Genomic DNA, 8,907 nt, shown 5'->3' on the forward strand with positions numbered 1-8,907 from the left:
CCGCTGCCTCGGCTTGCCCGGAGTCGGCCACCCGGACGGTGACCGAGCCGTCGTCGCCGCCGGGTGCTGATCACCGCGGTCGACGCCGACATCGGCGACGAGGGCACCCTGCCCTCGCCGTTCGTCGCCGAACTGGCGGCACTGGCCGGCGGCCCCGGCCACACCCCGCCGCAACCGGTGCCGGCCCCGCCGGTGCTGTCGCCCGCCGCGGTGGTCGGCCGGCTGCGGGCCGCGGTGTGCGCGCCGGACGGCGAGATCAGCGACGACGAACGGTCCTGCGCGGCAAACCAATTGGCCCGGCTGGCCGCGGCCGGCGTGCCCGGCGCCGACCCGGCGCAGTGGCACGGCCTGGCCGGGGTCAGCACCGACGAGCCGCTCTGGGAGGGCGCCGGGCACACCGTCGCACTGAGCCCCTCCACGCTGCAGACCCTGACCGACTGCCCGCTGCGCTGGCTGGCCGAACGCCACGGCGGCTCCGGCGCCCGCGCGCTGAACTCCACCCTGGGTTCGGTGGTGCACGCCCTGCTCGCCGACTCCGGCCGGATCGGGGAAAGCCTGATCGCCGAACTGGAAAACCTCTGGGCGGCTCTGCCGTTCGACGCCCCCTGGTACGCCGCCAACGAGCTCGAGCGCCACCGCGCGATGATCACCGCCTTCGCGGCGTGGCGTGCCGCCACCCGCGGCGAGCTCACCGAGATCGGCACCGAGGTGGAACTCGACGGCGTCATCGCCGAGCCCGCCGGCGGACAGCCCGGGGTGCGGGTGCGCGGCCGCATCGACCGGCTGGAGCGCGACGCCCAGGACCGGCTGGTGGTCGTCGACGTCAAGACCGCCAAGACACCGGTCAGCAAGGACGACGCCCAGAGCCACGCGCAGCTCGGGCTCTACCAGCTGGCGGTGTCGGCCGGCCTGCTGCCCGACGGCGACCAGCCCGGCGGCGGGCGGCTGGTCTACGTCGGCAAGCCCTCGGCCGCCGGCGGCGCGACCGAACGCGAGCAGACCGCGCTCGGCCCCGCCGACACCCCCGGCTGGCAGGAGGCGGTGCGCGCCGCCGCCGCCGGCACCGCGGGCCCGACCTTCGTCGCCCGGGTCAACGACGGCTGCAAGCACTGCCCGCTGCAGCCGTCCTGCCCCGCGCACGCCGGGGGGCAGTCGTGACCTACAGCCCGACCGAACTGGCTGCGGCCCTTGGCCTCCCGGAGCCCACCGACGAGCAGGCCGCGGTGATCGCCGCCCCGCCCGGCCCGCTGGTGGTCGTCGCCGGGGCCGGGGCGGGCAAGACCGAGACCATGGCCGCGCGGGTGGTGTGGCTGGTGGCCAACGGCTACGCCGGCCCCGACCAGGTGCTCGGGCTGACCTTCACCCGCAAGGCCGCCGGGCAGCTGCTGCGCCGGGTGCGCTCCCGGCTGGCCCGGCTGTCGGGGCACCTCGGCGACGCCGTTCCGGCGGGCTCGCCCCTGGTCAGCACCTACCACGCCTTCGCCGGCGGGCTGCTGCGCGAGTTCGGCCCGCTGCTGCCGGTCGAGCCCGACGCCCGGCTGCTCGGCGAGACCGAACGCTGGCAGCTGGCCCGCGAGGTGGTCAACGCCCACCCCGGCCCGCTGCCGATCGACCGCAGCCCCGAGGCCGTCACGACGATGGTGCTGCGGCTCTCCGGGGAGCTGGCCGAACACCTCGTCGACACCGCCGGCCTGCGCGACACCCACCGCGAACTGGACCGGCTGGTGCACACCCTGCCGCCCGGGCCGCGCCAGCGCGACACCGGCCCCAACCGCCGCCTGCTCGGGCTGCTGGACACCCAGACCGAACGCGCCGCGCTGGTTCCGCTGATCGAGGCGCTGCACGCCCGGATGCGCCAGGCCAAGGTGCTCGACTTCGGCACCCAGATGGCCGCCGCGGCCAGGCTGGCCACCGCCTGCCCGCAGGTGGGCGAACAGCTGCGCGCCCGCTACCGGGTGGTGCTGCTCGACGAGTACCAGGACACCGGCCACGCCCAGCGCATCGCGCTGTCGGCGCTGTTCGGCGGCGGGGCCGACGACGGCCTGGCGCTGACCGCAGTCGGCGACCCGATCCAGTCCATCTACGGCTGGCGCGGCGCCTCGGCCACCAACCTGCCGCGGTTCACCACCGACTTCCCCGCCGGCGACGGCACCCCGGCGCCGACGCTGGAGCTGCGCACCAGCTGGCGCAACCCGCCCCGGGTGCTGCAGCTGGCCAACGCCGTCTCCGCCGAGGCGCGGCGGCGCTCGGTTGCGGTGCGCCCGCTGCGACCGCGTCCCGGCGCGCCCGAGGGCACCGTGCTGTGCGCCCTGCTGCGCGACGTCGACGGCGAGCGCGACTGGGTGGCCGGCCACATCGCCGACCGCTACCGCGCCGCCGCCGAGGCCGGCGAGCAGCCGCCCACCGCCGCGGTGCTGGTGCGCCGCAACGCCGACGCCGGCCCGGTGGCCCGGGCGCTGGCCGCCCGCGGGGTGCCGGTGGAGGTCGTCGGGCTGGCCGGGCTGCTGTCCATTGCCGAAGTGGCGCAACTGGTTTCGACCCTGCGGCTGGTCGCCGATCCCACCGCCGGCACCGCTGCCATGGAGGTCGTCACCGGCCCGCGCTGGCGGCTGGGCGCCCGGGACCTGGCCGCGCTGTGGCGGCGCGCGGTTCTCCTGGAGGGCCGGCGCCCCGGCGGCGCGGGCCAGCTCTCGGCGGGCGAGATCGCCGCGGCGGCCGGCGGCGCGGACACCGCCTGCCTGGCCGACGCGCTGGCCGACCCCGGCCCGGCGGGCGACTACTCCCCGGAGGGCCACCGGCGCATCGGCGTGCTGGGCGCCGAACTGGTCCGGCTGCGCGGGTTCCTGGCCCACCCGCTGTGCGACCTGGTCGCCGAGGTGCGCCGGGTGCTGGGCCTGGACGCCGAGGTGCGCGCGGCCGGCGCCGGCGCCGAGCACCTGGACCGCTTCTGCGACGTGGTGGCCGGCTACGCCGAGCGTCCCGGCGCCGACATCGCCGGGCTGCTGGCCTACCTCGACGCCGCCGCGCAGGTCGAGAACGGGCTGTCCCCGGCCGAGGTCGGGGTGGCGCCCGGCCGGGTGCAGGTGCTCACCGTGCACGCCGCCAAGGGCCTGGAGTGGCAGCTCGTGGCGGTGCCGCACCTCAGTGCGCGGGTGTTCCCGTCGACCGCCTCGAAGCGGACCTGGCTGACCGACGCCGCCGAGCTTCCGCCGCTGCTGCGCGGCGACCGCTCGGCCGGGCCGGGGCTGCACGGGGTTCCGCTGCTGGACACCTCGGCGGTCACCGACCGCAAGGCGCTCTCCGACCTCATCGACGCCCACCGCGACCAGCTGCTGGCGCGCAAGGTCGACGAGGAACGCCGGCTGCTCTACGTGGCGCTGACCCGCGCCGAGGACACCCTGCTGATCTCCGGCCACCACTGGGGGGCCACCGAGTCCACCCCGCGCGGGCCGTCGGAGTTCCTGTGCGAGATCCGGGACGTGATCGCCGCCACCGGCTGCGGGGAGGTCGAGCACTGGGAGCCCGAGCCCGCCGACGGCGAGCCGAACCCGCTGCGGGACAACGCCGTCGAGGCGCTGTGGCCGGTCGATCCGCTGGCCGGCCGCCGCGGTGAGGTGCAGCGCGGCGCGCAGCTGGTGGCCGCGGCCATGGCGTCGGCGGCGGAGACCTCCGGGCCGGACGACCCGCACGGCTGGATCGCCGACGTCGAGGCGCTGCTGGCCGAACGGGCCCGGGCGGCCAGCGCGGACCCGCCGCCGCTGCCGGCCGCCCTGTCGGTCAGCGCACTGGTCGATCTGGACCGCGACCGCGACGCCGCCGCCCGCCGGCTGACCCGCCGGCTGCCGGCCCGGCCCGACCCGCACGCCATCCTGGGCACCGCCTTCCACGACTGGGTGCAGCGCTTCTACGGCGCCGAGCGGCTGTTCGACCTCGACGACCTGCCTGGCGCGGGGGAATCCCAGGCCGCCGACCCCGAGGCGCTCGAGGGGCTGCAGGCCGCGTTCAGCGCCTCGCCCTGGGCCGCGCGCACCCCGGTCGAGGTGGAGGTGCCCTTCGAACTCGCGCTCGGCGGGGCGGTGGTCCGCGGGCGCATCGACGCGGTGTTCGCCGATGCGGACGGCGGAATCACCGTGGTGGACTGGAAGACCGGTGACCCGCCGGCCGGCGAGCAGGCCCGCCGGCACGCCGCCGTTCAGCTGGCGGTCTACCGGCTGGCCTGGGCGGGGCTGACCGGACGCCCGGTCGAACAGGTGCGGGTGGCATTCCACTACGTGCGGTCCGGCCGCACCGTCGTGCCCGAAACGCTCTACGGCGCAGAGGAACTCGCGCTGCTGCTCAACCCCGGCGCGGAGCGTCGCGCCGGATCGCCAGCGCGCGGGTGACCATCGGCAGCTGGAACGGCAGCCGCGCCAGGGCGAACGCCCGGGCCGGCCACTTCTGGATGCCCGGCCGGTTCCACCACAGCCGCACCATGTTGAGGTTGGCCGGGAACACCGCCAGATACAGCGCGGCGGCGGCCAGCGCGGCCATCCGCCGGGTGCGCGGCACCAGCAGCATGGTCCCCACGCCGATCTCGGCCGCCCCGGAGGCGTAGGTGTAGAACCTCGGGCTGCCCGGCAGTTCGGCGGGGACGATGGTGTCGAACGGTTTGGGCGACAGGAAGTGCCCGGCCCCGATCCCGATCAGCATCGCCGCCATCCTGTAGGCGGGACGTTGGCTAACGGGCTCAGCGGGGGAGTCGGGCATGGTTTCATAATGGCCGTGTGCTGGCATCGCCCTCGGCGAAACGGGCAGTTTGCGTGGTTGACCCGTGACTGACCGCCGGATGCGGCGCAGTCTGGATGCCATCGACGAGGACCTCGCCGCCAAGCCGGACGCCGCTCTGGTCGACTACCTGCACATTCCGGACAAGTACGTCTCCCCGGGCCGGCGCATCGCCCGCCGGTTGCTCTACGCGTTTCTGGTGCTGGCCGCCGCGGTGCTGGTGGTCTACCTCGAACGCGACGGCTACCGCGACGTCGACAGCGAAGCGACCACGCTGAGTCTGCTGGACTGCGTGTACTACGCCACGGTGTCGCTGTCGACCACCGGCTACGGCGACATCACCCCGGTCACCGAGCACGCCCGGCTGCTGAACGTCCTTCTCATCACGCCGCTGCGGGTGCTGTTCCTCATCGTGCTGGTCGGCACCACCGTCGAGACGCTCACCACGGCCTCGCGTCAGGCCTTCAAGATCCAACGCTGGAGGAAAAGGGTGCGCAATCACACCGTCGTCGTCGGGTACGGAACCAAGGGCCGTACCGCGGTGAGCGCGATGATCGGCGACGGCGTCCCGCCATCGGAGATCGTCGTCGTCGACACCGACGAGCTTCTGCTGGAACGGGCCAGCGCGGCCGGCCTGGTCACCGTGCGCGGGGACGCCAACCGCTCCGACGTGCTGCGGCTGGCCGGCGCCCAGCACGCCAAGGCCGTCGTGGTGGCCACCAACAGCGACCCGACCGCCGTGCTGGTCACCCTGACCGCGCGCGAGCTGGCCCCGCAGGCCACCATCATCGCCGCGGTGCGCGAGGGCGAGAACCGCCACCTGCTGCTGCAGTCCGGGGCGGACTCGGTGGTGGTGTCCTCCGAGACCGCCGGGCGGCTGCTGGGCCTGGCCACCTCCAAACCGACCGTGGTGGAGATGATCGAGGACCTGCTCACCCCCGACGCCGGGCTGGCGATCGCCGAACGGGAGGTGGAGTCCAAGGAGGTCGGCGGTTCGCCGCGGCACCTGTCCGACATCGTGCTCGGCGTGGTGCGCAACGGCAAGCTGCTGCGGGTGGACGACGAGGCGGTCGACGCCCTGGAGGGCAGTGACCGGCTGCTCTACGTCCGCCGTGCCGAAAGCGGCTGAGCCGCATGACTTTTCGGCTGCGCAACGTTCCGCTGCTGTCGCGGATCGGGGCCGACCGGGCCGACCATCTGCGCACCGACGTCGACGCCGCCGTCGAGGGCTGGGCTGAGGCGGTGCTGCTGCGGGTCGACGAGCGCGGCCAGGTGCTCGTCGTCGGCGACGAGCTGGTGCTCAACCCGGCGGCCGAGCTCGCCGGGGCGCCGCCGTCGGAGGCGGTGTTCCTCGGCCGGCTGCCCGACGGCCGGCACGCCTGGGCCGCGCGCGCGCCGCTGGACGCCCCCGACGGCGTGCCGGCCCGCGCCGTGGACCCGCGCCGGGCCGGGATCGCCTTCGACGACGTCAGCGCCCAACTCGTGGCGTGCGCGCTGGCGCTGCTGAATTGGCATGACTCGGCGAGCTTTTCGCCCGCCGACGGCAACCCGACCCGGCCGATCCGGGCCGGGTGGGCGCGGCGCAACCTGCTCACCGGGAACGAGGAGTTCCCCCGCGTCGACCCCGCGGTGATCTGCCTGGTGCACGACGGGCACGACCGCGCGGTGCTGGCCCGCCAGGTGGTGTGGCCGGAGCGGCTGTTCTCGCTGCTGGCCGGTTTCGTGGAGGCCGGCGAGTCCTTCGAGACCTGCGTGGCGCGCGAGATCGCCGAGGAGATCGGCCTGAGCGTCACCGACGTCACCTATCTGGGCAGCCAGCCCTGGCCCTTCCCGCGATCGCTGATGGTGGGCTTCCACGCCCTGGCCGACCCCGGGCAGCCGTTCGCCTTCAACGACGGCGAGATCGCCGAGGCGGCGTGGTTCAGCCGCGCCGAGGTGCGCGCGGCCCTGGAGGAGGGCGACTGGAGCAGCCGGTCCGGCTCGCGGCTGCTGCTGCCCGGTTCGATCTCGATCGCCCGGGAGATCATCGAGTCCTGGGCCTACAGCCGCTGAGGCACCCGGGGGCCGGCGCCGGGGTGTCCGGGGTACCCGGTAGACCCCGGCGGCGCCTGCACTCAGAGTCCCAGCTTGGCCTTCACCTGGGCGATCGACGGGTTGGTCAGCGCGCTGCCGTCGGGGAAGGTCACCGTCGGCACGGTCTGGTTGCCGCCGTTGACGCTCATCACGAACTGCGCCGCGGCCGGGTCGTGCTCGATGTCGACCTCGGTGAAGGAGACACCGGCGGCCTTCATCGCGACCTTGAGCCGCTTGCAGTAGCCGCACCACACCGTCGAGTACATCGTCACCCCGGCCATAGCGCCTCAACCTAGGCGACTCGGCTGATCGGGCTGTCGCCGCCCCCTGCCAAGATGGAGCCCATGCCCGCCGCCCTCGACGACGAACAGCGCGAGGCCGTGCACGCCCCGCGCGGGCCGCTGTGCGTGCTGGCCGGGGCGGGCACCGGCAAGACCCGCACCATCACCCACCGCATCGGCCACCTGGTGGCCGACGGCCACGTCGCCGCCGGGCAGGTGCTGGCGGTCACCTTCACCTCCCGGGCCGCGGGGGAGATGCGCAGCCGGCTGCGGGCGATGGACGTCGCCGGCGTGCAGGCGCTGACCTTCCACGCCGCCGCCCGCCGCCAGCTGTCCTACTTCTGGCCGCGGGTGGTCGGCGACACCGGCTGGGAGCTGCTCGACAAGAAGTTCGCCGTGGTGGCCCAGGCCGCCAACCGGGCCCGCATCCAGGTCTCCACCGACGACGTGCGCGACCTGGCCGGCGAGATCGAGTGGGCCAAGGCCTCACTGATCAGCCCGGAGGCCTACCCGGCGGCCGTCGCCGAGGCCGCCCGCGACATCCCGCTGGACGCGGCGAAGGTCTCGGCGGTCTACGCCGGCTACGAGACGCTGAAGGCCAACCGGGACGGCTACGCGCTGCTGGACTTCGACGACCTGCTGCTGCACACCGCCGCGGCCATCGAGAACGACGCCGCCATAGCGAGCGAATTCCGCGACCGCTACCGGTGTTTCGTCGTCGACGAGTACCAGGACGTCACCCCGCTGCAGCAGCGGGTGCTCGACGCCTGGCTGGGCGACCGAGACGACCTCACCGTCGTCGGCGACGCCAACCAGACCATCTACTCCTTCACCGGCGCCACGCCGCGCTTCCTGCTCGACTTCTCCCGCCGCTTCCCGGACGCCACCCTGGTGCGCCTGGAGCGCGACTACCGCTCCACCCCGCAGGTGGTCTCGCTGGCCAACCAGGTGATCGCCGGCGCGCGCGGGCGGATGGCCGGCTCCAAGCTGCACCTGATCGGCCAGCGCCCGCCGGGGCCGGAGCCGACGTTCCGCGACCACCCCGACGAGACCGCCGAGGCCGCCGGGGTGGCCCGCGCCATCAAGGGCCTCATCGAGGCGGGCACCCCGGCCGCCGAGATCGCGGTGCTCTACCGGATCAACGCCCAGTCCGAGGTCTACGAGGAGGCGCTGACCGCGGCCGGCATCCCGTTCCAGGTGCGCGGCGGGGAGGGCTTCTTCGCCCGCCAGGAGATCCGCCAGTCGCTGGTCGCCCTGCAGCGTGCCGCCGACCGCGGCACCGGCGGGCAGGAGCGCAGCGACCCGGGGATAGATCCGGCTGGACCGCTGCCGGAACTGGTGCGCGATCTGCTCGAGCCCCTCGGGCTCACCCCGGAGGCTCCCACCGGCGTCAAGGCCCGGGAACGCTGGGAAGCGTTGCGCGCCTTGGCCGAACTGGTCGACGAGGAGGTCGCCGTCCGCCCGGATCTGGACCTGGCCGCCCTGGTGGCCGAACTGCGGCTGCGCGCCGACTCCCGCCACACTCCCACCGTGCAGGGCGTCACGCTGGCCTCGCTGCACGCCGCCAAGGGCCTGGAGTGGGACGCGGTGTTCCTCGTCGGCCTGGCCGACGGCACCCTGCCGATCTCCCACGCGCTGTCCCACGGCGCCGACAGCGAGGCCGTCGAGGAGGAGCGCCGGCTGCTCTACGTCGGAATCACCAGGGCCAGAACGCATCTCGAGCTCAGCTGGGCGGCCGCCCGCGCGCCCGGCGGCCGGCAGACCCGCAAGCCGTCGCGGTTCCTGGGCG

General features: G+C 74.8%; 6 protein-coding genes and 1 pseudogene. 5 read left to right on the forward strand and 2 right to left on the reverse strand.

Going from position 1 to position 8,907, the window contains the following annotated elements; translation table 11 throughout:
* Nucleotides 1-48 precede the first annotated feature (48 nt).
* Together ACKOQ4_RS11800 and ACKOQ4_RS11805 are read left to right on the forward strand one after the other, a co-directional pair.
* A pseudogene (locus ACKOQ4_RS11800) lies at nt 49-1,158 on the forward strand (RecB family exonuclease); the annotation flags it as partial.
* Nucleotides 1,101-4,382 (forward strand): ATP-dependent helicase, encoded by a 3,282-nt coding sequence (locus ACKOQ4_RS11805; RefSeq protein ID WP_526292023.1) that lies wholly within the window; start codon nt 1,101-1,103, stop codon nt 4,380-4,382. The pseudogene ACKOQ4_RS11800 and the gene ACKOQ4_RS11805, both read left to right, overlap by 58 nt.
* Here ACKOQ4_RS11805 and ACKOQ4_RS11810 read toward each other — a convergent pair.
* The gene (locus tag ACKOQ4_RS11810; protein WP_526292015.1) at nt 4,336-4,746 is read right to left on the reverse strand and encodes a DoxX-related protein; all 411 of its coding nucleotides are present in this window, start codon (nt 4,744-4,746) and stop codon (nt 4,336-4,338) included. The genes ACKOQ4_RS11805 and ACKOQ4_RS11810 overlap by 47 nt on opposite strands.
* A gap of 79 nt (nt 4,747-4,825) precedes the next feature.
* Between ACKOQ4_RS11810 and ACKOQ4_RS11815 the strand changes: the two genes are divergently transcribed.
* Both ACKOQ4_RS11815 and nudC read left to right on the forward strand, forming a co-directional pair.
* Nucleotides 4,826-5,893 (forward strand): potassium channel family protein, encoded by a 1,068-nt coding sequence (locus tag ACKOQ4_RS11815; RefSeq protein ID WP_526292025.1) that lies wholly within the window; start codon nt 4,826-4,828, stop codon nt 5,891-5,893.
* A gap of 5 nt (nt 5,894-5,898) precedes the next feature.
* Nucleotides 5,899-6,816, forward strand: a complete 918-nt coding sequence (gene nudC, locus ACKOQ4_RS11820; protein WP_526292017.1) for an NAD(+) diphosphatase — start codon at nt 5,899-5,901, stop codon at nt 6,814-6,816.
* Nucleotides 6,817-6,878: 62 nt separating this feature from the next.
* Here nudC and ACKOQ4_RS11825 read toward each other — a convergent pair whose 3' ends face one another.
* On the reverse strand, nt 6,879-7,118 hold the full coding sequence (locus tag ACKOQ4_RS11825; protein ID WP_526292019.1) for a mycoredoxin: 240 nt from the start codon (nt 7,116-7,118) through the stop codon (nt 6,879-6,881).
* Between the two features lie 54 nt (nt 7,119-7,172).
* Here ACKOQ4_RS11825 and ACKOQ4_RS11830 point away from each other — a divergent pair.
* A partial coding sequence (locus tag ACKOQ4_RS11830; RefSeq protein WP_526292021.1) for an ATP-dependent helicase occupies nt 7,173-8,907 on the forward strand: 1,735 nt, incomplete at its 3' end.

Origin of the sequence: Mycobacterium sp., assembly GCF_046095365.1 — a bacterium.
Taxonomy (GTDB): Bacteria; Actinomycetota; Actinomycetes; order Mycobacteriales; family Mycobacteriaceae; genus Mycobacterium.